At 45.9% G+C, this 25,904-nt stretch carries 20 protein-coding genes; 11 read left to right on the top strand and 9 right to left on the bottom strand.

The window, feature by feature from the left end; genetic code table 11:
• The first annotated feature begins 189 nt into the window (after positions 1-189).
• Positions 190-582 (top strand): hypothetical protein, encoded by a 393-nt coding sequence (locus MHM99_RS01680; RefSeq protein WP_014951423.1) that lies wholly within the window; start codon positions 190-192, stop codon positions 580-582.
• A 90-nt stretch (positions 583-672) separates the two neighbouring features.
• Positions 673-981, top strand: coding sequence for a DUF6482 family protein (locus tag MHM99_RS01675; protein ID WP_014951422.1), 309 nt, complete (start codon positions 673-675; stop codon positions 979-981).
• A gap of 174 nt (positions 982-1,155) precedes the next feature.
• Here MHM99_RS01675 and MHM99_RS01670 read toward each other — a convergent pair whose 3' ends face one another.
• The 4 genes from MHM99_RS01670 to MHM99_RS01655 all read right to left on the bottom strand — a co-directional run bounded on the left by MHM99_RS01670 (position 1,156) and on the right by MHM99_RS01655 (position 6,632).
• A complete protein-coding gene (locus MHM99_RS01670; protein ID WP_239217897.1) occupies positions 1,156-2,523 on the bottom strand; it encodes an AarF/ABC1/UbiB kinase family protein in 1,368 nt (455 codons plus the stop codon).
• A gap of 375 nt (positions 2,524-2,898) precedes the next feature.
• A complete protein-coding gene (locus MHM99_RS01665; protein ID WP_239217895.1) occupies positions 2,899-3,318 on the bottom strand; it encodes a hypothetical protein in 420 nt (139 codons plus the stop codon).
• Positions 3,319-3,595: 277 nt separating this feature from the next.
• Entirely contained in the window at positions 3,596-4,180 is a 585-nt protein-coding gene (locus MHM99_RS01660; RefSeq protein ID WP_014977821.1) for a DUF6702 family protein, read from the bottom strand.
• The gene (locus MHM99_RS01655; protein WP_014980757.1) at positions 4,170-6,632 is read right to left on the bottom strand and encodes a M1 family aminopeptidase; all 2,463 of its coding nucleotides are present in this window, start codon (positions 6,630-6,632) and stop codon (positions 4,170-4,172) included. Before MHM99_RS01655 ends, MHM99_RS01660 begins: the two co-directional genes overlap by 11 nt.
• Before the next feature lie 193 nt (positions 6,633-6,825).
• Here MHM99_RS01655 and proB point away from each other — a divergent pair, with 193 nt between their 5' ends.
• From proB to MHM99_RS01635, 4 genes are all read left to right on the top strand, one after another.
• Positions 6,826-7,926, top strand: coding sequence for a glutamate 5-kinase (gene proB, locus MHM99_RS01650; RefSeq protein ID WP_014951417.1), 1,101 nt, complete (start codon positions 6,826-6,828; stop codon positions 7,924-7,926).
• 125 nt (positions 7,927-8,051) lie between these two features.
• Positions 8,052-8,489 carry a thioesterase family protein gene (locus tag MHM99_RS01645; RefSeq protein ID WP_014951416.1) on the top strand — a complete coding sequence of 146 codons (438 nt, stop codon included), beginning with the start codon at positions 8,052-8,054 and terminating at the stop codon, positions 8,487-8,489.
• Between the two features lie 3 nt (positions 8,490-8,492).
• Positions 8,493-9,509, top strand: a complete 1,017-nt coding sequence (locus tag MHM99_RS01640; RefSeq protein WP_239217893.1) for a D-2-hydroxyacid dehydrogenase — start codon at positions 8,493-8,495, stop codon at positions 9,507-9,509.
• A 9-nt stretch (positions 9,510-9,518) separates the two neighbouring features.
• Positions 9,519-10,421, top strand: coding sequence for an EamA family transporter (locus MHM99_RS01635; protein WP_049586437.1), 903 nt, complete (start codon positions 9,519-9,521; stop codon positions 10,419-10,421).
• 16 nt (positions 10,422-10,437) lie between these two features.
• On the opposite strand, the gene MHM99_RS01630 is transcribed toward MHM99_RS01635, so the two are convergent.
• Positions 10,438-10,713, bottom strand: coding sequence for a hypothetical protein (locus tag MHM99_RS01630; protein ID WP_239217891.1), 276 nt, complete (start codon positions 10,711-10,713; stop codon positions 10,438-10,440).
• A gap of 210 nt (positions 10,714-10,923) precedes the next feature.
• Between MHM99_RS01630 and MHM99_RS01625 the strand changes: the two genes are divergently transcribed.
• Both MHM99_RS01625 and MHM99_RS01620 read left to right on the top strand, forming a co-directional pair.
• Positions 10,924-11,430 carry a sigma-70 family RNA polymerase sigma factor gene (locus MHM99_RS01625; protein WP_014980752.1) on the top strand — a complete coding sequence of 169 codons (507 nt, stop codon included), beginning with the start codon at positions 10,924-10,926 and terminating at the stop codon, positions 11,428-11,430.
• Positions 11,423-12,043 carry a hypothetical protein gene (locus MHM99_RS01620; RefSeq protein WP_239217889.1) on the top strand — a complete coding sequence of 207 codons (621 nt, stop codon included), beginning with the start codon at positions 11,423-11,425 and terminating at the stop codon, positions 12,041-12,043. The genes MHM99_RS01625 and MHM99_RS01620 overlap by 8 nt, the downstream gene beginning before the upstream one ends.
• Positions 12,044-12,085: 42 nt before the next feature.
• Here MHM99_RS01620 and MHM99_RS01615 read toward each other — a convergent pair whose 3' ends face one another.
• Positions 12,086-15,970 carry a translocation/assembly module TamB domain-containing protein gene (locus MHM99_RS01615; RefSeq protein ID WP_239217886.1) on the bottom strand — a complete coding sequence of 1,295 codons (3,885 nt, stop codon included), beginning with the start codon at positions 15,968-15,970 and terminating at the stop codon, positions 12,086-12,088.
• On the bottom strand, positions 15,967-17,805 hold the full coding sequence (locus MHM99_RS01610; RefSeq protein WP_239217884.1) for an autotransporter assembly complex family protein: 1,839 nt from the start codon (positions 17,803-17,805) through the stop codon (positions 15,967-15,969). The genes MHM99_RS01615 and MHM99_RS01610 overlap by 4 nt, the downstream gene beginning before the upstream one ends.
• A gap of 367 nt (positions 17,806-18,172) precedes the next feature.
• Here MHM99_RS01610 and MHM99_RS01605 point away from each other — a divergent pair, with 367 nt between their 5' ends.
• The gene (locus MHM99_RS01605) at positions 18,173-20,164 is read left to right on the top strand and encodes an alpha/beta fold hydrolase (protein WP_202941484.1); all 1,992 of its coding nucleotides are present in this window, start codon (positions 18,173-18,175) and stop codon (positions 20,162-20,164) included.
• A 140-nt stretch (positions 20,165-20,304) separates the two neighbouring features.
• Complete coding sequence (locus tag MHM99_RS01600) at positions 20,305-21,552, top strand: multidrug effflux MFS transporter (protein WP_187289704.1); 1,248 nt, start codon at positions 20,305-20,307, stop codon at positions 21,550-21,552.
• 133 nt (positions 21,553-21,685) lie between these two features.
• Here the strand turns inward: MHM99_RS01600 and ilvC are convergent, their stop codons facing one another.
• Positions 21,686-23,164 (bottom strand): ketol-acid reductoisomerase, encoded by a 1,479-nt coding sequence (gene ilvC, locus MHM99_RS01595; RefSeq protein ID WP_014951396.1) that lies wholly within the window; start codon positions 23,162-23,164, stop codon positions 21,686-21,688.
• A 157-nt stretch (positions 23,165-23,321) separates the two neighbouring features.
• Between ilvC and ilvY the strand changes: the two genes are divergently transcribed.
• Positions 23,322-24,194 carry an HTH-type transcriptional activator IlvY gene (gene ilvY, locus MHM99_RS01590; RefSeq protein ID WP_239217882.1) on the top strand — a complete coding sequence of 291 codons (873 nt, stop codon included), beginning with the start codon at positions 23,322-23,324 and terminating at the stop codon, positions 24,192-24,194.
• Positions 24,195-24,214: 20 nt separating this feature from the next.
• Here ilvY and MHM99_RS01585 read toward each other — a convergent pair whose 3' ends face one another.
• Positions 24,215-25,729, bottom strand: a complete 1,515-nt coding sequence (locus MHM99_RS01585; RefSeq protein WP_239217880.1) for a YifB family Mg chelatase-like AAA ATPase — start codon at positions 25,727-25,729, stop codon at positions 24,215-24,217.
• Between the last annotated feature and the right edge of the window lie 175 nt (positions 25,730-25,904).

Raw genomic sequence — 25,904 nt, 5'->3', positions numbered from 1 at the left:
CACATTCGATATTATGTAAATGCAAAAATAATTTTAAAACAAATGTTTAACAAATTGGGTTTGTGTACTAATGTGTTGATTAGTCATTGAAAAGCAAATGCTAGCTCGTTGTTATCTACAATAATTAATGAATATTTCGAGCCTCACGACCCCGTTTCAACTTAAATGTGCCCTTATAGGATAATTAGCGTGAGTAAGTTTAGACAGTATCACCCTAAATTACACCGAGCAGTAAAACGCTACAGTGTTATGCAGCATCTAATCATGCTGGGAGTAATGCTTTATCTCCTTTTAAATATCAATAACTTGTCAACTAAGCATCAGATCATTGCTGTAGCGACTGTCATTGTTATGAGTATACAAAATGGCTTTATACTGTCCAAAGCGAAAGTCGCTTTAGCTGTTGAAGGCCCTAGGTTGCTGGTATTTCCATTACTATGGATTGCTTCTGGAATGGGAACGGCGGCGTTCCTATACAGTGCCTGCTCTCTTGCATCCTTACTGGTGTTGGCAAATGCAGTACGGTTTAAAAACCATCGACCTCCGCTAGATCTATCTAATGAACCTGAGCACCTTGCCTAACGTATATATTCTGCTTTTTAGCCCTAACTTCCATCATTAAATAAGAATATAGGGCGTGCAAGGTGCATACTTGGTTCATGAGGTAGAAAAATGCAGAAGTTCTATTTTCGAGATATTGAAGAGTCGCCAACCGCGATAGATTATCTGGAAGTTCAGTCGTATGAGATGAATGTTTACCTGGTTTATCTCACTATCGGCAGTCAAAGTGGCATGCTTTACGACAACAAAGATAAGCCCATGCGTTTTTTTAGTGCCGGCCACATTCGCGAAGCCTTCGCGCATTGTCATGTTCAGCAGGCGGTGATGAAGCACGATACGCCTTACGATGAAATGATTGGCAACCCGCCAAAAAGTAAAGAGCAGATGGCGTTACCGTTCAGCATGGATTTGCCTTACTAGACTGTTGTACGAGTGCTATAGGCTCTTGAAGTGGGTCCTATTTGAGTTCTGTAAGGTCGCAGCGCAACGTTTTCACAGTAAAACATGGCACAGCACCGCAAAACCGATCCAAACGATAGATAAGCTGTGTAATAAGTAGTTTCTTACTCGCTTAACACACCAACGAAGTGCAGGTTATAGATTCAGCCATGTGCCTGCTGCCTTTCGCATATCTACTTTAGCTTTCAATCGTTTAGCCAACAGAAATAAGCCACCTAGCTTCCTGTGTATAAACAGGGCATCTACTGGCGGCGTATGCCAAAAATTGTGCTCCATAGTCAGCGCCATTCCCTTTTCGTGAAGCCTTGCAATGAGATCGCTTTGGCCAAAGTCATAAGCGCCCTCGCAGCGAATCGCTTCACACGCCTCCATACCAATGTTTATGACGGCGTCGACTTGCGTTTGAGAGTGGCTTTCGTCAATTAATCCTATGCGAAACGCGGCTTGCTGCATCATCGCTCTATCGTTGGCTGCGGCGCTGTTGAGTAACGCTTGATACTGGGCTGAAATGGCGTCAGGCACATCCCGTGTAGCACCAAAATCTAACAGAACGATTTCTTTTGTATCGGGTTTAAACTGATAGTTGGCTAAGTTAGGGTCGCTCTGCAGCAGCTTAAAATGAAAAATTTCATTAAAAAATAAAGTCATTAGCGCCGTCATCACGGCATCTCGGACGTCCTGAGGCTCGTTTAATAGCGCATCTAAGTCTTGCGCCTCTATGAAATCCATCGCTAACACGGTACTGGTGGTAAGGGGAGCAAAGGTTTGCGGAATGACAAACGCATTACTCCCCTTGTTTTGGATGTCGGTGCTTTCAACCAACGCGCGATAACGGTTGAGCATGTCAGCTTCTCGCACATAATCAGCTTCTTGGTGAAGCTGAGCTTTAGCTTCTTGTAAAAGCGGGTTGATATCTAATGATTTGGGTACCAAGCCAGTGAGTTTTATAAGTGTAGCTACGTTGTCTACATCGCTATCTATGCTTTTTTTCACACCAGGATACTGCACTTTTACTGCTAACATCCGACCGTCCATCGTAATGACTTTATGCACCTGACCAATAGAGGCCGCAGCTATAGGGGCAAAGGAAAAGTAAAGTAAGTCATCTTGCCATTTTTCGCCCCAAGACTGATTCAACGTAGCAATTAACTGGTCTTTTGGCATCGGGTCAGCGTCGTCCCGTAATCGGCCTAAAATTACCGCGAGCTCTTCGGGGAGAAAATCTCCTGCATCCATTGAAATAAGCTGCCCGAGCTTCATAGCTGCACCACGCATACTGGCAAGCTGATCTGCAATGTTTGAAATGTTTTTGGGCGTTAAGAGCAGCGAAGACAACGCGGGCTTCTCGCCCTTTAACAGTTGTCCTGCACCTTGTGATACTACATTACCTGCAATTCTACCTGCCAATGAGCCCAAGCGGCCTATGCGCGATAAACGCGACGACGGTACCGCTCTACTAGAGCGGGTTGGTGATTCAGCGGATTTATTGGGCTTCTCTGCCATAGGCTCACTCAGTTTTATTAAGGGCGAAGGGTAACGTTTGTTTTTTTATTGGCTAAACATAACCTAAAAAAGTAACTGGAGTTTATAAATTATACTGTCGGACAAAACGTCTGGATCGGGTTTCCAGCCAAAAGTCATTGAGGACCTGTTGACCATTGCTGTACATCAAAGATCAACAGGACTTAATGTTTAGGAAGTGAGGTTGCTAACAGGGCAATCAACGGATAAGACAGCTGTTTAAACAGAAGTCTGATTTAAAAGCCGCGTTTAGATTGCCCATAATGTACTTAAAAGAAATGTGTACTTGCCGTTCCTAGTCGCTCAGCGGTTTCTTACTAGGCGAGTTGCATAAGGCAATTGTATAAACACTGTGTGCTAGATTATCTGTGAAATAAATTGAATCACTAGTCCAACAACGCTTCCATAAGCAAACCCAGCCCAGCCACTTGTCGCTCTATAACGCCAAAGTGCTGCACCAAAAAAGCCACACCAAAGCATGGCAGAATAGGTGGAAACAAGGCCGCCGCCCATCCCTGTATCTGGCAAAAACAGCATGACGACAAAGGTTAGCGCCATTGCGCCACTTAACAGCACCCACATGATATTTTTCTTATCAGCGAACGCATTGTTTTGTTTGACGTTCTTTGCATCGGCATCTTGCGTTTGTTGTGCATTTTCTGCTTGAACAGCGCACTGAGCTGCTTTGGATGCACGTAGTTTTCGTGCACTACGCTCGCTTCTTGATTGGGGGTTCTTGACCTGTGAAGGCAACGGTGATGCAGCGCTATGGGTCATGATGTACCTCATTAACTGAATTTAGTAACTGTTTATCCATAATTAAGGTAGAGCATGCATGCCAAGATGACTATACGACTTCGGTCTCACACGACAATTAGAAAATGTGTTTTAGATATTTGATTTTCCCTATTCGAATTAGAGGGGGCAAAAGCTGAGGTAGGCATCCATTATCTACAAGAACACCGTGAAGCACGTAAACAAAAAAGCCCACCCGCAATCACTGCCGTTTGACAAGGAATGCGGGTGGGCTTTCATAAACTTATACCGTTAGGTATTAGTGATGGTCGCTATTTTGGCTTTTGAAGCTTACTTCCAGCAAATTTACGCTATCAGCAAAGGTCAGGGTTTTGATATCACCCTTGCCTTCTACATTTAGCGTATTCACTTGTTTTGGCCACAAGTCACGCAATGCATCATGGCGAATTTTAATGCCTTCAAGTACAGGCGGCTCAGCAGTTTCCTGATAAACCCAAAAGTGCTTACCTTCAACTTCAAAGCCAACATCAGCAAGCTTTAATGGCTCGCCTGCTGCATTTAAAATTGCAAAGTGGTGGGCGACGTAATCAGCGAATTGTTGCTGCGTTTCTATATCGTCCATAATATCTGCATGCTTGTCGAACAATGCCTTAACCGCGTGTTCAGCATCGTGCAAATTAAAGCGGTGCATCACCTCAATATTTTCTGTTCTAGGATTGAACAGTACCGTGGTAATTGCTGCTTTTATTTGATGCGCTTGGGCTGCAGTGCTGTACGACATTGCGCTAACTAATAGCGCAGCCGTAATTGCGAATGCACTTACGCTTGCGAGCAGAGCATGAGCGCTCTGCTGCAAGCGAGCCAAAGACAACTTATTCGTCATCTTTGTCCTCGTCGTCGGTTTTCAGTTCGGTCTTTGAGTCGTGCATAAGGTCGCGGTACTCGTAAGTGTTACGCGGCTTATTCTTATACGCTTCAATACGCGAAGGAATGATACGACGGGGGTAGTGGTTATTTTCCACATCTACGTCTGCGGTTTCCCAGTGCGGATCAACGGTTACGCTTACCAGCTCTTTGTCTTTGTCGGTAACAATAAGCTTGCTTACGGCTTTAGGTGTACGACGCCAGATTTCCGCAGGAATACGCATTTCTTCTTTCGTGCCGTCTTCAAACGTTAGTTCAAGAATGATTGGCATCACCAACCCACCCTTGTTGCTGAAATCTAGCACGTAGTAGTTTTTGTCTTCTTTCACCGCACGCTCAAACGCTTTACGCTCCCAAGGCTCAAGATCTTTCAAGAATTTCTTGTACTTGTTGCGCTCTTTGTTAGTTACGGTGTAACGATCGTTTTCGTCGTAGAAGTCACTGATATCTTCAAAGCGATCTACCCAAAGCTTTTTGCCTTCTTCTTTATTACGAAGGTCGGTAAGTGACTTCGGTTTTTCCATTTCTGCTTCGCGTTCGCGAGCAAAATCGATATCTGGATCTTCAGTGTCTAAACGAAGCTTGTATACGCTGTCTAGGCTAATATCTACATGGTCTGTGGTGTAAAACCAACCACGCCAGAACCAGTCTAGGTCAACGCCTGACGCCTCTTCCATAGTACGGAAGAAATCTGATGGTGTAGGACGTTTAAACATCCAACGCTGCGCGTACTCTTTAAACGCGAAATCAAACAGCTCACGGCCAAGAATAGTTTCGCGAAGAATGTTAAGCGCTACTGCAGGCTTGGTATAGGCATTTGGGCCAAGGCGAAGTACTGAGTCAGACTGGGTCATAATTGGCACCTGCGTCTGAGACTTCATGTAGCCAGTGATATCACGTGGCTCAACGCCCCAAGGGATCGTAGGATCCCACTCGCGACCGGCAACGCCGTCTAGGAAGCTGTTCAGACCTTCATCCATCCATGTCCACTGGCGCTCGTCAGAGTTAACTGTCATAGGGAAATAGATATGACCTACTTCGTGAATAACCACGCCAATAAGGAAACGTTTCTCAGCAAGCGAGTACGTGCGTGAACCATCGTCACGAAGCTCTGTACGCGGGCCGTTGAAGGTGATCATGGGGTATTCCATGCCGCCAACTGGACCATTTACTGATTGGGCTACTGGGTATGGGTAATCGAAGCTAAAGCGGCTATAAACATCCATGGTGTGGATGATTGATTCTGTAGAATACTTCTGCCATAGCTCGCCACCTTCTTTCGGGTAGAAAGACATGGCCATTACCAATGGTTGAGTGTCACCGCCTTGCTGATAACCACGCGCATCCCACGCAAATTTACGCGAAGAGGCCCATGCAAAGTCACGTACGTTTTCTGCCTTAAAGGTCCAGGTTTTAAGCTTAGTCGTGCCTTCTTTTTCGTTCTCAATTGCTTCTTCTGGTGAAACAATGAATACGATACGGTCAGCTTTTTCTGCCTTTTTCAGACGGTCGCGCTGTGTTTTAGTTAACACGTCTTTCGGGTTTTGAAGCACACCCGTTGACGATACGATGTGGTCAGCAGGAACTGTAATATCTACTTCGTAGTTACCGAACTCTAGCGTGAACTCACCACGGCCAATAAATTCTTTATTAGTCCATGCTTCGTAGTCGGTGTATGCAGCTAGGCGTGGGAACCACTGTGCTAGCAAGAAGATGTCGTTACCACCTTCACGTTCGTCATCTGGGAAGTGCTCGTAACCTGCACGTGCTGAAACAGCGTCTTCTTCTACAATGTTAAACGCAAAATCGATATCGAACGTAACTTTGCTGCCTGGCTTCAACGGTTGAGCCAAGTCAACACGCATTAAGGTGCCAACTACTGTGTGACGTAAGTCATTGCCCGCTTTGTCTTCAACACGAGAAATGGTATAGCCCAGCTCGTTGTCGTCAACAAACTGCTGACGGCGCAATGCACCCATGCTTAGCTTAGCTGGCGCATCGCCGCTAGCAGCTTGCGTACCCGGCCCGCGGTTACCGATACCGCCAAACGTGGTAGTAAGCGCAGACATTGAATCGTCGCGGAATTTGTTTTGGTCAAGCTGGATCCACAAGTACTTAAGCGTATCTGGCGCGTTGTTGTGGTAAGTAATGGTTTCGCTTGCTTCAATGCGGCGTTTGTCTTCAAGTAGCTTTACGTCAATATCGTAATCTACTTGTTGTTGCCAATATTGGTGGCCTGGCTCACCAGCGGCGTTACGGTATACGTTTGGAGTAGGAAGAACTTCGTCCAGCTGACGGAATTTATCTTCGAAATCGCCTTTAGTTTGTTTAATAGCGGCGGTACTAGGAAGAGAAATCAGCATAGACAACACTGGCGCTAGCCAGAAAAAGTGTCGTTTTGCGGTGCTCATGCAGGTTCCTTGCAACTTGTAAGTTAGAATTGTTATAAGATAACACCGCCTAGTATATAAGTATGCCTGTCACAATCCAATTTTTTGACCGTAAACTAACCATGTTTTAACGCAAAAAAACTGTAACAGATCGTTTTGTTTCGCGCTTTAACTGTCGTATTCTTAAGCTCTTGTTTTCTTTTTTCTTCCCCCTATGAACCGTTTTAATTGGCAACGTGCCGTTATAAAAGTTGGCAGTGCGCTTATTGCTCCTGAAGGCAATGAGTGTAGTGGGCGTTATTTACTGTCTCTTGCTCGATTTATTACTGCTAGTCGCGAAGCTGGCAAAGAAATTATTCTTGTCTCTTCTGGCAGTGTTGCCGCGGGCCGCAGCAAAGTGAAGGTTCGTCACAACGCATCTATTGCAGAAAAACAAGCCATGGCTGCGATTGGCCAGAATTTAATGATGGCCAACTGGCAGCGCTTTTTCGACTTTCCCTGTGCACAAGTATTGTTAACGGCGGATGATCTACGCGATAGAACCCGCTACGTAAATATTAAAAATACCTTGCGCGAAATTTTGAATCACAATGCGTTACCCATTGTGAATGAAAACGACACGGTTGCAGTGAATGAACTTAAAGTGGGTGACAACGATAACTTAGGTGCCTATACGGCGTTAGTTGCTCAAGCTGACACGCTGATTATCTGCTCAGATATCGATGGTTTATTTACCGCAGATCCAAGAAAAGACGCCAGCGCCACACTCATTCCACAGGTAGATAAAATAGACAGCACCATTTACGGTCTTGCCGGCGGCGCTGGAACTGCGGTAGGAACTGGCGGCATGCGCACAAAAATTGAAGCGGCAGACAAGTGCACCAGTAGCGGTATTCAAACTCTTATTGTAAACGGTCGAAAAGGCGAAACCTTCGATGCATTACTTGAAGGTAAAGTGCCGGGAACCCTATTCAATGCTAGTAGCACTCCCGCCAGCGCGCGCAGACTGTGGCTTACCCATACTCTAAAAACCGCTGGCAGAATAGACGTTGATAGCGGTGCGAAAGAGGCGTTAGTGCGAAAAGGTGCGTCATTACTGCCATCGGGTATTGTTGATGTCGTCGGTTTGTTTGAACAAGGCGACGCTGTTGAAGTGGTGTGCCAAGGCGAAGTTATTGCCAAGGGGCTTTGCCTGTATAACGCAAAAGACTTAACGCTTATAAAAGGGAAAAAGTCGAAAGAAATTGCCAGTGTGTTAGGTTATGAAACAACGGATGTTGCCATTCACCGTGACGATATGGTGCTTTACTCATAGCGCTACTCAAAAGAATCGCTGCAATAGACTGCCGCACATTAAACATTAATTGGCGTTAGTCGTTCATCGATTTTCATTATTTGCGCCAACAACAAAGCGATACATTTATTCACTAAGGGACGATCATGACTGATATCACACCTACACTTGCCGACTACCCTTACAAAGTCACTATCGCCACGCGTTGGCAAGACAATGATGCGTACGGACATATCAATAATGTTGTGTACTATGGTTTCTTTGATACCGCGGTAAACCGCTTTTTAATTGAAGAAGGTGGGCTAGATATACACAACGGGCAATCCGTGGCGTATGTGGTAAGCAGTCAGTGTCAGTACATTGCTCCGGCAGCCTACCCTGAAGACATTTTTGTAGGCTTGCGCGTTATCAAAATTGGTAGAAGTTCAGTGACTTATGGTCTATCGGTTTATGCCGGAGAGAATAAGCGACGCGTGGCTCATGGCCAATTTGTGCATGTGTTTGTAGATAGAAAAACCGACAAGGCCATTCCTATTCCTGTTAATGTGAAAACAGCGTTAGAGTCGATTGTGGAAGTAATGTAGAGCATGGCAAAAATGACGAAACACAATGCATCACAAGCGATGAGCAACGGCAATCAAAAGCAGGTTGTTTTTCTGGACGCCGAAACCATGGATTTGCCCAGTCTTGATACCTCTTCACTCGATGACGTACAAAACAATTTCGACGCCGCGATTACGCTTCATCAACAAACTCAAGCCGAAGACGTTGCCGAGCGCATTAAAAATGCCGATGCTGTGCTGGTTAACAAAGTCGTGCTACAAGCCAAAGATTTACAGCAGGCCAGTCAGCTTCGCTATATTGGTGTAACTGCGACCGGCATGAACAATATCGACCGTGATTACTGCGAACAGGCTGGTATTACCGTTCAAAATGTAGAGGGCTATGGCACTGATAGCGTTGCTCAACATACGTTGACCTTGGCGTTGAATTTGGCCACCAATTTTGTGACGTATCAGCGCGATATGCGCAACCAAGCATGGTCTGCATCTTCTCATTTCTGCTTACTCAATCATCCCGTGGTGGAATTGGCGGGTAAGCATGCGGTAATTGTTGGGCATGGCGAGCTTGGCAAGCGTGTAGAGGCATTGTTTAAGGCTATGGGTATGCAGGTGAGTATCGCTGCTCGCCCAGGTAAACAAGACGACCCTCGTCCAAGTCTTGCATCGCTTTTACCAAATGCCGATGTGGTAAGTCTTCATTGCCCGCTTACTGAAGCCACCGATAAGCTGATTAATGCCGAGACGTTGTCGCTGATGAAGCCAACCGCTTTTCTCATTAATACGGCTCGCGGCGGTTTGATTGATGAGGAGGCACTCTATCATGCGCTTAAAAACAACCAAATTGGTGGCGCGGGATTAGATGTACTAAGTGTCGAGCCTCCGCCTTTTGATCATATATTGCTTAAAGAGGCACTACCTAACTTGCTGGTAACGCCGCATAATGCGTGGATTGGTAATGGCGCTAGGCAAAAACTGCTAGATAGTGCTATCGACCATTTATCTGCCCACTTATCTTCTTGTTTATCAGCTTCCCAGGGCTAGAACACCGCTATGAATAACGCAACCTTATTTGCTCTGTGCTGCCTGATTTGGGGCTCAACCTGGATAGCCATCACTTACCAAATAGGGCATACCTCTGAAACGTTTGCCATTGCGCTGCGTTATTTATTGGCGTCGGCCTGTTTAGGGATTTACTGTGTTATTAGGCGTTTGCCGCTTAAGCTACCGGTACATGTTCATGTGAAAATGGCCGCAGTCGGTCTCTTTTTATACAGCTTAAATTACACGCTGCTGTATATGGCGCAAGCGCACATAATTAGCGCGCTGTTAGCCCTTATGAGTTCTTGTATTATCTACATTAATGTTGTGCTTCGGCGATGGTGGCTTAAAGAGCCTATAAGAAAAGAAGTGGTTATAGGTGCTACATTTGGCTTGCTGGGCATTGTGTGTTTGTTTGTGCCGGAGTTTTCCAAAGTCTCCATGGATGCGGCGCTTGCTACCGGCCTCGCTATAGCGTTTGTCAGCTTTTTCTGCGCCTCAACAGGTAACGTTATCTCCGAGCGTATTTTGACCTCGGGTACGCCTGTTATCCAAATGAACTTCTATGCCATGAGCTATGCCATGGTGCTGCTTTTCATCACCTCACTGGCAATGCCGGGTAAGTTGGTCATTCCTACCCAACCCGAGTTCTATCTGTCGCTGCTTTATCTGGCTATCTTTGGCTCTGTGTTTGCGTTTGGCGCGTACATGAAACTGTTAAAGCAAATGGGCGCTGACAAGGCTGCATATGTGGTCTTGGTATACCCCATGGTTGCACTGGTTATTTCCACCTTTTTCGAAGGCTATACCTGGAGCGTTTTATCTGTGGTTGGGGTGGTCATTGTGCTGGTAGGCAACGCCATTGCAATGGGAAAAATTCCCCGCTTTATGCGTCGCCCACCGGTGTCGAGCTAGGAGCTGGTAAAACCGTTTATTTGAGCGCGTTGATTTTCTTATTCAGTTCGTAAGCAGGCTCGGTAACAATGGTTTCAAGGGTTTCGATTCGCGCCATCAAAGCTTCAATCCGCGCATCTTTTTCCTCTAAACGCTGCTGCTGTTTGTCGGTCACGCTTTTAACGAACGGGTTGCTGCACTCGCCGTTCATCCAGTCGTTTAGTCGCCACTGAAATTTTGCGTCTAAGTAGCTTGCCAAAAGCACAAGCGACGTCAGGCTGCCAATTAACAAAACTATACTTAACGTAGACATAATTTTTTCCTAATCCAAATTTCAAGGTTGAAGGCTTTTAGGGAAAATGCCCTAAACGCACGTTACTGCACTTACTGTTTTAACTAGTCGTTTGTTGCTTAAAAAAATTACAGCATTGACGAAAAAAGTTTGTAATAAAAATTCGTGGGGGCAGACTGATAGAAGTAACACAATAAAATAACAACAGTTTTTGTGATTAGGGATGTGACGTTGGGGCAGGGTTTTGAAGATGTTTTTGCGCAATACGGGGCAATACTGAGCCGTGTAGCCAACAGCTATGAAGCAAACGAAGCGATGCAGCAAGAATTATTGCAAGAAATTGCTATTGCCGTCTGGCAGGGGCTGTCTCGCTTCAAGGGCGATAGCAGCGTGAAAACCTATATTTTGAAGATAGCTCATAACCGCGCAGTTACTCACGTAGCAAATCAAGTGAAGCGTCTCGATACCCATCAATATGACCACGATGATTTGGGCTCTGACGGGTTCGCGAGTACTACCCATTCACCAGAGGAAATGTCTAGTCAACACCAGTCATTAGAACGCCTACTTCGCGCGGTACGGGCACTTCCATTGCAGTCAAGACAAGTGCTAACGCTTTCTCTTGAAGGCTTAAGTTACGATGAAATTGCAGACGTCTGTGGTCTGACTAAAAATCATGTTGGTGTGATATTAAAGCGCGCCAAACAAAGTATCATGCAGGAGCAACCGCATGCATAATTCAGATAATGAGAATCAAACGAACCCGCCCGTATCAGTAGACGATGCGCAAAATGATGGCCTTTCTGCGCTATGGCAAGCTCAGCCAGTTACGACTATCAACCTCTCGGAAGTAAAAGCCAGTTTAAGCAGCGAGCGAACCAAGCAACGCTGGTGTATGTTGGTTGACTCCTTAGCGTTTATCCCAGCGATCTACTTGCTAGTTGTTACTTGGGAAAAGTTCACTTTTGTCGCCCACGCGATGTTTGTTTTTATGCTGGTCACGGCTCTTCCCCTACTTGTTTATCAGCTGTGGTTAAGAAGAGTGGCCGCATTTTCAAAAGACACTCAAACCGCTGACCACCTAACGCAGCTAATAAAGCAAATTAAGAATAACGTTAAGATTGCTGTAATCACTAAACACTCGACATGGACCGCAGTGTTATTTGGATGTGCCTTTCTGGTGGAGCGCTATTTTTATGGGGAGCTTACCCCAGAGAAAGTTATGAAGATGGCTATAGTTATGACGTCCATGAGCGTTGTGATGATAGTGTGGTATGTGTGGGCGAGCAAAAGACAAAAGCGTTTTGAGCGTCAACTCGAAACGCTTGAGAAGATGGCACAGCAGCGTTAAGGGCGCATGAGTGCAAAAGTACGATGTTTTGACTTTGAGCGCTTAATTGTTATTACTTGTGCTCGGAGTGCTCACATTATCTTTCAGATCTTGCTCTGCGCTTTCATTGGACTCGTCAGCTTCACTGTCGTCTTCATCACTATCTCTACGGGTTCTGTTATCACCCAAGAAAAACTCATAATAAAGGTCTAACGCGAACTCAGATTGGTCTTCCAGTGTGGTTTGAATGGCTTCTAAATATAAACTAGGTAGAAGCTGATATTTTACCGCCAAGTCAGGCGGTAGTTGTCTGCGTCGTAGCGTGCTATTGGCGTCGTTGTTACTTAGACCAACGTCTACATTGTATTCCACAGATAATCGCTCGTTAATCTGCCCTCTTACCGACAGTAAATCTTCGTTAGTGCTTAAACTAAAATCATCAATACCTAGCGCGCTTCCTACTTGTCCTGTCAGGGTTTTGGTGTTGGATAAACCAAAGCCTACCAGCAGCGCAGCGTAGTTAGGATCTTGTGTGCCCGAGTTCGGTCCAGAACCTGTAAGTAGATATGACAATACGCCCTGTTGATCCATCGCAGGCTCAGAGAACAGGTTAATACTCGGCGAGTCAGCCGCGCCATCAATTCGGATACCTGCAATTACGTCGTCATCGGTTTTAGCCGGGTCGCGGATGGCTTCGACCAGCAACAAAGGTTGGTCAATTGGGCCGTTAAATTGTACTTCACCGGTTTGAATAATTAACTGTTGTCCGTAAGCGTTGTATCGACCATTTAAAATTTGAAGGTCACCATAGCCCACAAGTGCAGGTTGAGTGTTTACGCGAATGCCACCATATAAACTTGCAGTAAGGCCAAACGCTTCGAGTTTTACTTCTTCGGTTTTGTTTTTGTCGATGTTGACCAATACCGAAGCGTGGACGATATCTAGCGGTTCCTCTCTATCCGGTTCGCCACGCAGGTGCACGTCTTTTGATGGGGAAACAGCACTCTCAGGTAGCGACTCTATTTCAATTCTCGCCCAAGGAATATTTACCTCGCCACTCACGTCCACTTTTTCTTTTGTGGCGGCGATATCGATATTCGGTGACACTTTGAGTCGAATGTTTGGCTGACGAATTTCGAAACCGTTTCCTTTTAAATTAAATGTCGCACTGGGGTTGGATGACCAGTCTAACTCGCCTTTTAACGCCCCTTTTCCTCCGCCTAGTAAGAAGGTGCCGTCTAGTGCAGCGGTTTGACCATTAAGCGATACTTTTTGATTCCAATCGGCCAGTGTCACAGGCGTATCTTGTATATCGATAGCGCCATTTGAAACCGTCAATTCACCGTTAAGCGTAGGGTCGTCAATGTAACCACTTAACGATACGTTCCCGTTTAACTTTCCTGTAAGGGTTCTGATAGCAGGGGAAAGGGGTTTGAATGGTGCAACATTAAGACCTTGCATCTCTAGTTTACCATCAAGTGGTATACGCGATTCGAAAGGACGGGTATTTAAGGTTAGTGTTGCATCCCCGACATCTTGGCTTGAGATCACAGATGTTGATGCTAACTGCCCCTGCTTTATCTCTCCTTTAGTTTCTATGGAGTTAATTGTGAGCGTTAGCGGGCGCGTTTCACCAAGTTGCCATGGCGCAGAACTCATAGACGCAGTAAATGTGGCATCGATTGGGTCGTTAGCTGAGTAGCTGCCTTTGGTTTTTACGGTAAGTGTTGCTTGTGAGGGGCTTGAAACAACAGTAGGCGCTAACTCGTTCGCCCACAACCCGATGGGCAGCGCCGTCGCGCTGATATCCCAACTGGCTTTGTTTTGTTGATAATTCACGTTTGAAATACACAGCTCACCTTCTTTTCGAGAGGTCCAACAGTGCTGACCTATTTTAGCCGTTATAGGTGTGGAGCCTATATCTACACTGAACGGGCTTGATAGCGTCCACTGCATATTCGCGAGCTTCAATGCGGTATCACTAATTTCCCCCACCCAGTGATTGTTCGTCCATGCACCTTTTAAAGACAGCCCAATATTATTGTTGGGCACAGCTAGGTCAATATCTGCGGTGTGGTCGCGATAGGTACCGTTAACTTTGATTTCGCCGTTCAATGGTCCTTGCTGCGCGGCAGAGGCATTTAAATTGGGTGACACAGCGATATTAGATAGGGCGAGTGTGCCGTTAGCACTTGGATTTTGCCAAGGACCGGCGGCTGTGATATTGCCACTTACCGCACCTGTCACTTCTGGGTATAGGCTTGAAATAGCGTTAACGTTTATCGCAATATTTGCATTTAAATGACGCTTATTCAGTACCTGAGCAATGGCGCGTATCGTGTTTCGCTCTTGCTCGTGTTCTTGAATGATATTGACGTTAGTAACGAATAAGTCGCTGGGGCCAGCATAAACCGCATTCCCCTTCACCTGAAGCGGTTTGCCCTGAAGTACACCCGAGACAGTCATATCTCTTAGGCTCATGTGTAATCCGCCGCGCTCAGAGTATTGCAATATACTGTCTATTTCTCCGCTAATTTTTTCAGGCGCATAAGTGCTGAATTGCCGCCCTGATACATTCTTAAGCGTTGTCTTACCTTCCCACGCGATACTTTCATTTAGATAAAGGGTACCAGTGTTGGTTAAGCTCCCATCCAAAGCGTTTATATTGGCTTGATTAACAAAAATATTGTTCTTTTTCAGCACCACATCAAGTGATACTGGTACATTGCCAATGTCAGGCAATGTAGCTGCGCCTGCTCCTTTAAGTACGTAATCACCCATGGTGCCGGAAAGCGTTAACTGTCCTTCTTTGAGCGTAGTGTTTTCCAGTGTCGGTATGGCTTGTTCTTGCCAGTTCGCAGTGAATTCTATGGGAAGGTTACTGTCTAGAATGTTGGCCATTAGGTTAGCGTTTGCGGTTACCGCGCCTTTTGCTACAACTGACAGCGTTAAGTCGTCCAACGCACCCGCGGCCGCTACACTCAGTTCTTGTGGTGTGTCGCCAAGCTTCGTTTTCGCGTTAATAGCCACATTTAATGGGAAGTTTCCGTCAAGTGTTGCGCTCGCTTTTCCTTTCACCTCACCTTGTTCATGTACAACGGTCATTTCTTCAATAGCGACATCGCTGCCCTTAAAGTGAGCCTCTAACAGCGAGATGAGTGAAATGTGTTGTTTGCTCTCCCCTTGAATTATGTGTAGATCTTCTACTAAAAAAGTACCAAGAGACAAAGGAATAGGCGTAGCTATATTTGGTAGTACGGGGACGTCGTAGCTTAGTGAGTATGACGTAGGCAAAGCGCTATCAGCACTTGGAGCCTGTTCTTTTTTGGGAGCAGGTTTTTGAGCAGGCTGCTCACTATTAGTTTCCGACGCATTGGTCATGGCTGCCGGTGAAGAGCTGGCAGCTTCATCTTGGTTTAGCAGAGCAATGCGAACACCTTTCGCGGCTATGCTGTCAAGTATGAGGTCGCTATTTCCTTCAAAATCGGTTAGCTCTAGTTCATCAATTTCTACTGTTGTCGTAAGTAGAGCAAGTTTGATATTCGTTAGCGCTAAATACCCAACATCAATAGGCAGCGGTAATTCAATCTGGCCACCTGCAGGTGCATCATCGGAAGAGTCAGGCGCGTTTGAGCGCTGTGTAAGCGTAGCGTTTTCCAGCGTAACTTCATTGACACATACTCTAGGCTCAAACAAACAACGCCAGGTAATATCAATGTAGGCATATTGTGCAGACACCTTCCATTGCGGGTTTTCCCACTCCACATTATGCACTTCTAGTGTGTCAGCAAACCCACCGTCAATGGCATCGATGGAGAGGTTTTCAACAAACGTGTTGGCCAGTAACTTAACGGTAGGGCCGCCTAAGGGACTTATCAAAACGGCATACAACGCGACCAGTATAAGAACCGGTGAAAGTAAAATAGCCGAAAGCGTACGTTTTCTCATAGCTCAGGCCCCAACAAAATATGTAACTGCCATGTATTCTCGTCTGGCGCAAAGCCTCTTGCCACGTAAAGTCTGACTGGACCTATTGGTGAAAGCCAATGTACACCAGGCCCAACGCTATATGTCAGCGTTGTGCTGGTGTCGTTTGTTGCTGTACCTGCATCGACAAACGCTGCCACTCTCCAATTATCTGCCACTTGATAGGCATACTCTACACTCGATGTAGCAAGGTACTTCCCTCCAATAGAGTCAACAATGAGTTCTCCTGTTTCTGGATCAATGACTTCAGCTGTCGGAGAAATTTCGCGATAGTCGAAGCCGCGAACACTTTTATCGCCCCCTGCATAAAAACGCAACGACGTTGGCACCTCATCAAAACTATTGGTTTTAATAACCCCAGCTTCACCGCGTATGGTTATTCTGTGCACATTGTTAAAGGTACGGATAAGTGTGGCTTCAACCACGGCTTTGGCAAAATCGATATCAGAACCATAACCTTCTCTGCCTATTTGAGTGAGCATTTGAAGGTAGGTACCATTATTAATGTTGAGCTCACTGTCTTTATCGCGATAGGTTAACGAATACCCGGGTAATACTAGGGACGTGGTGTTTGTAATCAATTCCCCTTGATCATAAGTTTCACGTAGATAGGTCACCGAGCCATCGTGTTGCCATGGTGAATTGTCATGTTGCCAGTAACGGTGTGCAGACAAAGATAAGGTTTCACTCTCAAAGGAAGTGTTGCTGTACTCTATAAATTGGTAACCCGCCTCTATACTCGCGTAATCCCGCGTTATGTTTCTCATAGGTATACGGTAGTCGGCAGTCACTGATTGTTCTGGCGCTGAAATGAAAATATCAGATGAAACAGAGTGCCCTTTACTATTCACCCAAGGACGCTCCCATCCTAAGCGAACCCGTGGGCCCGTGTCAGTGGCTGCGCCAACAGAAACGTTAAATGCGTCTGTGGGTCTGTGAAGTAAAGATACCTCAACCGGTACCAGCAAACCATCAGCCTCACTTACAACCGGGCGAGCAATAACGCGGGTAAAATACCCAGATTGATTAAGGCTTCTGTTGAAATCGGCAAGTGTTGCTGAAGAGTACGCATCGCCTGTTTTAAACGGCTTTAGCCGCTCAATGATGGCTTTCGCCTTGTCATCGCCAATAAATTTTAGCTCTCCAAATTGGTACTGGGGCCCGCTTTGCGCAATCAAAAGCACGTTTGCTTGTTTTTCATCACGTACTAGGTCGAGACGCGTCGCCTGCCAAAAATAATCAAAATAGCCATTAGATAAGGCGTAGTTAAACATGGACGACTTAAACGACTCGTAAATGGTTTGGTTTAACACGTCGCCTTCTTTAAGCTTTAGTGAATTAAAACGTTCTCTGAAAGCCTTATCTTCACGTCCTGCACCTATTATTTCGCGAGTAACCTTATTTATGGTAAGCGGCGCATTCAAAGCAACATTCACTGTAACCTTGTCGCCCTCTTCAATACTTACCTTGGTCTCGCTGTTGTAATAACCATAAGGTTGAACCGCTGTCGCTACCGTTTCACCCACTTCATCTTGCCAGTAAGGGTCAGTAAGCAACGATTTTTCCACGTCAAGACTGTTTAAATGCAGGCGGATATTATTACGCAGTTTGTCGTCTTCTACGCCCTGAATGTTATAGGAAATAGGGTCTTGGGCATGTGAAAAAGTAAAGAGAGCACACGCTAGCGTGCACAATGTACTGCCCACCAAAACTCGGACTGCTTTGGTGATTCTGAACATAAATTGTCGGAAAAGATGGTCTTGCAAACTGGCAAGCCCGCTCCAAATCGAAGGCATGAAAAGGCTAAGTCCTTAAGGTAACGCTGGGCTGTGAAGCTTACCGCTTGATGGTAAAATCCATATTATGTTTGTGGTTAATGATACCACATTTGCAATTTGTATCCGCAAACTACGACGAGAGATCAAATAATTGCGCTGACATCGGTAAATAATACCAATCCGCATAGAATGCATTCAACGTATTATCCTAACTAGAATGCCCTTCTTCAGAACATATCTGGCACATCCACTCACTTAACATAGAGCCTAGTATTGCTTTGTTTTTGTACATATGGGCATGAGTGAGTATACTCTGTGTAACTTAACTTCGAGTTTTTTGCCTAAGCTAAGTTCCACTAACAATAAAAAACAACAAGGGAATGTTATGTCTTCTAATAAGGCTCTCTTACCTACGACACTAGTTACTTTGCTACTGTTGGTTTGCTCTTTCTCCACACTGGGCGCAGATCAAACTAAGGCAGAACCCGAGTACGAAAAATTCAGTTCTTTGCCAACTTATTGGACTCCGTCGCTGTCACCCGATGGCTCAAAAATCGCTTTTGTTCAAAACGTTGAGCAAGAAGAAGCGTTTGCCATGCTTGCCACTTACGACTTAAAAAAGGGTGAAAAGCACTACCTACTGCGATCGGACAATGAACGCGTAAAAATTAACTGGTACAACTGGGTGAACAATGAACGGCTGGTGGTTAGCGCTCGTTACGAAACCCGACGTGGCACCACGAAAGTTCACGACACACGGTTGTTAAGCATTAAGTTTGACGGTGAAGGCGGTGCATTCAACTTGGTTGAATGGGAGAGAATAAAGCGTCGAGCAGGTAACCCGAACCACATTCCTCAATTTCACGATGACGTTATCGACTGGCTGCCTGACGATCCAGAACATATTCTAATTGCCTTAGACGCTGAGGTGTTGGGGCTGCCGTCGGTTTACAAAATCAATGTTAATGATGGTGGCGTAAGTCGCATTATTCGCGGGAAAAAACGCATTAGAGATTGGATGACGGACCAACAAAATAACGTTCGTATAGGTGTTTCGCTTGATTACGATACAGGGGAGCGAGAAGTCTTTCTAAAAGAAGGAGACGATTGGCGCACCTTATTTGCTTACAACGCTATGTCTGACAAGGGTGAATACCCAGTTGGCTTTGCAAAAGACCCAAATATTCTTTATTTCAAAGGTTATAAAGGAGACTTCCGTGCATTGTACACCTTGAACCTTACTACTAATGAGCGAACAGAGGTGTATGCTGATGAAGGGTACGATGTTAATGGTAGCCTTATCTATTCACCGGTTACCCGAGATGCAATAGGAGTACGCCATGACGGTCGACATTATTGGGATGAACGTTACGTTGCTCTTCAAAATGGTATCGATGCTGGTCTTCCTGATTACGACAATACCTTAGTGAGCTTTAGCGACGACGAACAAACATATATTGTTTATTCAGAGTCTGACACCTTACCAGGAGTTTATTTGCTGGGTGACCGTAAAGAAGGCACGTTAGTGATGCTTTTTGAGCAATATGCTCAAATAGACCCGGCAAAATTATCTGAGCATACGTTAATTGAATATGAAGCCAGAGACGGCATCAAAATCGAAGCGTATTTGACTTTACCAAAAGGCGAAGGCCCGTTTCCTACCATTATTCATCCCCACGGTGGCCCTGGAGCAAGAGATTTCAGTGGTTTCGACTATTGGACAGCATATTTTACGTCGAAAGGTTATGCAGTACTAAGGCCTAACTTTAGAGGTTCTAGAGGGTATGGGTACAGCTTTGCGCAAAGCCAAATGAAAGGTTGGGGCTTGGCTATGCAAGATGATATCACCGATGCGGCAAACTGGATGGTAGAGCAGGGGCACGCTGAGCAAGACAACATGTGTATTGTGGGCGCTAGCTATGGCGGTTACGCCGCCCTGATGGCAACTGTCAAAACCCCGGATCTGTTTAAGTGTGCGGTGAGCTTTGCTGGCGTAAGTTCACTTAAACACGTCATTATTCATTCTCGCCGTTTCCTGAACAACGAATTTGTGAAAAACCAAATTGGGGATGATTATGATGACCTTGAAGCGCGCTCGCCTTACTACAATGCGAAAGGGATAAAGACGCCAATTTTGCTGGTACATGGAGATGAAGATAGAGTTGTCCCTCCACTTCATAGTCGCTACATGGCTGACGAGTTAGATGATTACGACAAGGTCTACAAATATGTAGAGCTTGAAAGTGGCGACCACAATTTGTCTATTCAGCGAAATCGTCATATTTTCTTTAAGGAAATGGATGCATTTTTAGACCAACACCTTAGGCCAGCGAGTAAAGCGAGTGCTGCAACGGCAAACGTTTCAGCTTCCGAGTAACACCCGTTAAATGCACCAGTATTTACGACAAGATTTTGCTTGGCTGGCGGCTTTTTAACCAAGTTTCAGGTATACTCAACAAGGCGCGTTAATTTCGCGCCTTTTTAATTTCCCCCACTTTATTTCATATTCGAGACTTTATGCCCCAGACTTCTAATGGCGTATCTGAGGATACTGCAGTTGTGCAAAAGCCAGCGCTTGGCCTTGTTGAATTTGTTGCGCTAATGGCTACGATGACATCCCTTGTCGCGTTGAGCATTGACGCTATGCTGCCTGCGTTGATTCAAATTGGCGAGTCACTACAGGTCGCCGAGGCGCATCAAACCCACTTAATCGTTACCGTGTTCTTTTTAGGCATGGCACTGGGTCAAATGTTCTTTGGGCCTTTTTCCGATAGCCGCGGCCGTCGCCTAACTATATTAGTGGGCCTGTGTATTTTCGCCTTAGGTACATTTGTTTGCATGATGGCCACCAATTTGGAGACCATGCTGGTAGGTCGCGTTATTCAAGCATTTGGGGTGTCTGGGCCACGAATAGCCTCTATGGCAATTATTCGCGACCTTTACGTGGGCGATGCGATGGCAAAAGTCATGTCGTTTATCATGATGGTGTTTATATTAGTGCCTATGTTGGCGCCTATTATTGGGCAAACGGTGATGGAGTTGACCTCATGGTTCCATATTTTCACTATGTTTCTCATTGTGGCTACCATGGCCGGCATTTGGTTTTTTTCTCGTCAAGGGGAAACCCTGCCAAGAGCAAGGCGTAAAAAGTTTTCATGGGCGCAGTTTTTCGCATCGTCAAAGTTCATTCTCACTAACCCAGCAGTGATGGGTTACACCTTTGCCATGGGCTGTATTTTTGGGGCATTCTTGGCGTATTTAAGTGCTTCGCAAACCATATTTACTGTGTTTTACAACGTAGGTGAATGGTTTCCCTACATCTTTGCAACGCTTGCTTTTTCAATTGGTCTCGCCTCTTACTTTAACGGCAAAATGGTAATGCGTTTTGGGATGCGCAAGCTTTGTCGTTTTGCACTTAAAGGAGTTAACGGGTTTGCTGTTGTGTATTTAGCGTTGCTGTTGGCGTACGACGGCTTGCCGCCTTTAATTCCTACGGTTACGGTTATGTTTGTAGGCTTTTTCTTTGTGGGCATACTGTTTGGTAACTTAAACGCCATGGCGATGCAGCCGCTTGGCGATATGGCAGGTTTAGGCGCGGCCATAATTGGCTCATTTTCTAGCCTTTTCTCGGTGCCTGTTGCACTGTTCGTCGACAGTTTCTTAAATGGAAATTTAATGCCTATCGGCTGGGGATTTCTCGTCTTTTTTGCTTTATCTTACGTATCCGTACGCTATGCTGAGCGCGTTCGTGAAGGTTCTATTTAGAAGGTGTATCGGCGTGTCGCAGAGGTCAGTTGCGTAAGAAAGATACTTATTAGCAGGCTTACGGACATAAAAAAGCCCGACCAAAATGGTCGGGCAAGAGGGCTTAGTTAAGCACCTAACGACAGAAACTGTCCTAACCTATGATGGCCTTCATGTCAGTCATGTAGCCACGTAAGGTCTTACCTACCGATTCCACACCGTGTGAGCGGATGGCTTCGTTAATTTCAACAAGGCGTTTGTTCTCTACCTGATTAGAAGTAGCGGCTAAACCCTTACCGATAACGCTGGTATCAATGGTAGGCATAAATTTCTCACGCAAAATTGGAATTGCTGCGTTAGCAAACAAATAGTTTCCGTATTCTGCTGTGTCTGAAATAACCACGTTCATTTCATACAAACGCTTACGTGCGATTGTGTTAGAAATAAGCGGTGTTTCATGCAGTGATTCATAGTACGCAGACTCAGGTAAAATACCGGCTTCAACCATTACGTCGAACGCAACTTCAACACCACACTTGATCATGGCAACCAGTAAGATGCCGTGGTCAAAGAATTCTTGTTCACTGATTTCACCTTCATAAGCCGGTGCGTTTTCAAACGCGGTTTCACCGGTTTCTTCACGCCACTTAAGCAGGTTCGCATCGCCATTGGCCCAATCTTCCATCATGGTGCGAGAGAACTCACCGCTGATGATGTCGTCTTGGTGCTTTTCAAATAGCGGACGAAGTAAATCAGTTAACTGCTCAGAAAGCTCAAACGCTTTCACTTTTGCAGGGTTTGATAGACGGTCCATCATGTTAGTCACACCGCCAATCTTAAGTGCTTCAGTAATAGCTTCTAGGCCGTACTGAATAAGTGCACCTGCGTATCCTGGCTCGATACCGTCATCAACCATTTTTTCAAACGCAAGTACCGCTGCAACTTGTTGCATACCACACAAAATGGTTTGCTCGCCCATGAGGTCAGATTTAACTTCAGCCACAAATGATGACTCAAGTACACCTGCGCGGTCACCGCCCGTTGCACTTGCAAGTGCTTTGGCTTGATCCCAACCTTTACCTTCAGGGTCGTTTTCTGGGTGTACAGCAATCAGAGTTGGTACACCAAAGCCACGCTTATATTCTTCACGTACTTCAGAACCCGGGCTTTTCGGCGCACACATGATTACTGTGATATCGCTACGAATTTGCTGCCCTTCTTCAACGATATTGAAACCGTGAGAGTAACCTAGCGTTGCACCTTCTTTCATAAGCGGCATAACGGCTTCGACTACGCTAGCGTGCTGCTTATCAGGTGTTAAGTTATATACTACGTCTGCTTCTGGAATGAGCTGTTGGTAAGTACCAACGGTAAATCCGTTACTGGTTGCGCGCTTATATGAGTCGCGTTGCTCATCAATGGCTGCTTGACGCAGCGCATAAGAAACATCTAACCCTGAGTCACGCATATTCAAGCCTTGGTTAAGGCCCTGCGCGCCGCAGCCTACAATGACAATTTTCTTGCCTTTTAAGAACTGACAACCGTCAGCGAATTCATCGCGTGCCATGAAACGGCAGCGGCCAAGCTGATCTAACTGCTGGCGAAGTGACAGGGTGTTGAAATAATTAGCCATAAAAATTTCCGAACAACATTCATTTTTGTCAATATCAAACACCGACCTTGGTGTTGACAGACCTCGTCTATGACGACTTGATATTGAGACTAAAAGATTTCTTTTGTTTTGGAAAATGATATATTTGCAAGATAATATTGCATAAAGTGAAATGTTTATGGATTTTCGCAGTCTACAGCTGTTCAATCACCTAGCTACCAGCCTACATTTTGGCATTACCGCCGAGGCCATGTATGTGTCGCCTTCTACATTAAGCCGGGTTATTCAACGCCTTGAGGACGAGTTAGGCTGCACGTTGTTTAAACGTGATAACCGCAAAGTGGCGCTAACCCACAGTGGGCACAAGCTGCTGTCTTTTTCAAAGCAAGCGCTGAAAGATTGGCAACAGCTAAAGGTCGACTTAAAAGAAGATAACGACGCATTGCAGGGTGAGCTCAGCGTATTTTGCTCGGTTACCGCTAGTCAAAGCCACTTACCCGCTATGCTTAGACAGTTCAGGCAACAGCACCCGGGTGTTGATATACGCCTAATTACCGGCGATCCTGCCCTTGCGATAGAAAAAGTGAAAGGCAAAGAGTGCGACTTATCTATTGCTATCTACACCCCTGATATGCCGACAGATTTGCATTTCACCGCGCTTGATAATGTGCCTTTGGTACTTATTGCCCCAAGAGAGTGGCGACTTACTCAACTAAGCCAGTTGGACTGGACTAAACATCAGGTGATTATGCCTGAAACTGGCCCAACCCGTCGTACTGCCTACCACTGGTTTGCTGAGCATGGCATTCGTCCAAATGTGTATGCTTATGTCGGCGGTAACGAGGCCATCGTGAGCATGGTGGCACTTGAATGTGGCGTGGGATTTGTGCCTAAAGTGGTACTTGATCACTCCAGTATGGCCAATGCTGTAACCCAAATACCTGTTGAAGATATTGAGCCTTATGCTTTAGGTTTATGCTGCTTGCAGGATAAGCAAAACGAGCCGCTTATAAACGCCTTTATGCAGCTTAATTTGCAAACTCGTGGGTAAGTTTAAGGCATAGCTGGTGCTTAGCTAGTGCTCAACTGTTTAATAAGGTTATCGAGGGCGCGATAGCCCAATGCTTCTGCAATGTGCGCCCGCGATACGGCGTGCTCATCTTCAAGATCTGCAATGGTTCTTGCCACTTTTAACGTGCGATGAAACACCCGCATAGACAAATTAAGCTGTTTAGCAGCGGCTTGTAGAAACTGCAAATCAGCGTCATCTAGCAGACATATATCGGCAAGCTCACCTGCGTGCAGCGCACCATTTGGCTTACCTTGCCGTAGCCCTTGTTTGTGACGAGCTGCAATGACTCGCTCTCGCGTTGCGTGTAACGAGTCGTCAGGTCTATTGGCTCGCTCTGGCAGGTCGTAGTCAGGTAGGCGCGGCACTTCGACTTGTATATCAATTCTATCAAGCAGTGGTCCCGATAACCGGTTCAAGTAGTTGAGCTGTTGCTGCGGGGTTAGTCGGTTATCATCAATATCACCCGTCGGGCTTGGATTCATCGCCGCTACTAGTTGAAAGTTGGCGGGGTATGTGGCGCTTCCTGAAGCACGAGACAAATGCACGTCGCCGGTTTCAAGTGGCTCGCGCAATACATCCAGTGCCTTTCGCCCAAATTCAGGCAGTTCGTCTAGAAACAAAATACCATTATGAGCCAGCGATATTTCACCCGGTACAGGGTTTGAGCCACCGCCAGTAAGCGCCACCGCAGAGCTAGTATGATGGGGCGAGCGGAGGTGGCGAGTTAGAAAACGCTCTGCATGCAGTTTTTCGCCTTTCACAGAGTGAATGGCAGCCACTTCCAACGCTTCTTCCTCGCTCATATCGGGTAATAGCGATAGCATTCGGCTGGCGAGTAAACTTTTGCCTGTGCCTGGAGGGCCAACCATCAAAAGATTATGTGCACCACTTGCCGCGATAATAAGCGCTCGTTTGGCCTGCTCTTGGCCGATAATGTCATCCCACCCTGTTAAGGTTTTGTTAGGCGCCCGTGAGGTAAACGGCTGGCCTTTGGCGAGCTTTTTGTTGCCGGTAAGGTGTTCATAAACAGACAGTAAATCGAAAGCGGGGTAGCGCGTTGCGTGAGAAACCAATGCAGCCTCTACGTCATTATCCCCCGGATATACGAGCGCAATATCTTCGTTTGCAGCTGCCATTACCACAGGAATCAGCCCGTTTACTGGCTTTATTTCGCCGTTTAATGCAAGCTCGCCCACAAAGGCAATGTTAAGTAGGCTAATGTCTGAGATGTAGCCCGACGCAGCTAAAATGCCTACGGCAATGGGAAGGTCGAACCGCCCGCCAAACTTGGGAATATCTGCTGGCGCTAAATTGACGGTTATTCGTTTTGCGGGAAACTCAAAACCACTGTTTATCAGGGCGCTGCGTACTCTTTCTCGCGCTTCTTTAACGCTGGTTTCTGCCATGCCGACCAGTTGAAAAGCAGGTAAACCATTAGCTAGGTGAATCTCTACACTTACCTCTGGCGCTGCCACGCCCTGCCCTGCAAAGGTTTTAACGACAGCCATTCCCATAATCTAAACAACCTCCTCTCGCTGAATACTTATGATTCGTGGTTATGAAACGCAAACGTGTCAGCGCGGTAAAAATGTAAGCCAACGCAGTCGGCGTAAACTTTAGAGAGAGTCGGGATAAGATGTAACTGTACTAACGATGGGATTTACTGAGAGTGCATAAAACGCTTGGCAT

Origin of the sequence: Alteromonas sp. MmMcT2-2, from assembly GCF_022348305.1 — a bacterium.
Classification (GTDB): domain Bacteria; phylum Pseudomonadota; class Gammaproteobacteria; order Enterobacterales; family Alteromonadaceae; genus Alteromonas; species Alteromonas macleodii.
Note: the sequence above shows the minus strand (reverse complement) of the source record. Positions and strands in the feature narration are given on the sequence as shown.

Coding starts and splice junctions, on each gene's coding strand:
- MHM99_RS01655 (WP_014980757.1), bottom strand. CDS start 6,632: ATGAGCACCGCAAAACGACACTTTTTCTGGCTAGCGCCAGTGTTGTCT.
- MHM99_RS01610 (WP_239217884.1), bottom strand. CDS start 17,805: ATGCCTTCGATTTGGAGCGGGCTTGCCAGTTTGCAAGACCATCTTTTC.
- ilvC (WP_014951396.1), bottom strand. CDS start 23,164: ATGGCTAATTATTTCAACACCCTGTCACTTCGCCAGCAGTTAGATCAG.
- ilvY (WP_239217882.1), top strand. CDS start 23,322: ATGGATTTTCGCAGTCTACAGCTGTTCAATCACCTAGCTACCAGCCTA.
- MHM99_RS01605 (WP_202941484.1), top strand. CDS start 18,173: ATGTCTTCTAATAAGGCTCTCTTACCTACGACACTAGTTACTTTGCTA.
- MHM99_RS01630 (WP_239217891.1), bottom strand. CDS start 10,713: ATGTCTACGTTAAGTATAGTTTTGTTAATTGGCAGCCTGACGTCGCTT.
- proB (WP_014951417.1), top strand. CDS start 6,826: ATGAACCGTTTTAATTGGCAACGTGCCGTTATAAAAGTTGGCAGTGCG.
- MHM99_RS01675 (WP_014951422.1), top strand. CDS start 673: ATGCAGAAGTTCTATTTTCGAGATATTGAAGAGTCGCCAACCGCGATA.
- MHM99_RS01670 (WP_239217897.1), bottom strand. CDS start 2,523: ATGGCAGAGAAGCCCAATAAATCCGCTGAATCACCAACCCGCTCTAGT.
- MHM99_RS01615 (WP_239217886.1), bottom strand. CDS start 15,970: ATGAGAAAACGTACGCTTTCGGCTATTTTACTTTCACCGGTTCTTATA.
- MHM99_RS01645 (WP_014951416.1), top strand. CDS start 8,052: ATGACTGATATCACACCTACACTTGCCGACTACCCTTACAAAGTCACT.
- MHM99_RS01600 (WP_187289704.1), top strand. CDS start 20,305: ATGCCCCAGACTTCTAATGGCGTATCTGAGGATACTGCAGTTGTGCAA.
- MHM99_RS01640 (WP_239217893.1), top strand. CDS start 8,493: ATGGCAAAAATGACGAAACACAATGCATCACAAGCGATGAGCAACGGC.
- MHM99_RS01635 (WP_049586437.1), top strand. CDS start 9,519: ATGAATAACGCAACCTTATTTGCTCTGTGCTGCCTGATTTGGGGCTCA.
- MHM99_RS01660 (WP_014977821.1), bottom strand. CDS start 4,180: ATGACGAATAAGTTGTCTTTGGCTCGCTTGCAGCAGAGCGCTCATGCT.
- MHM99_RS01665 (WP_239217895.1), bottom strand. CDS start 3,318: ATGACCCATAGCGCTGCATCACCGTTGCCTTCACAGGTCAAGAACCCC.
- MHM99_RS01585 (WP_239217880.1), bottom strand. CDS start 25,729: ATGGGAATGGCTGTCGTTAAAACCTTTGCAGGGCAGGGCGTGGCAGCG.
- MHM99_RS01620 (WP_239217889.1), top strand. CDS start 11,423: ATGCATAATTCAGATAATGAGAATCAAACGAACCCGCCCGTATCAGTA.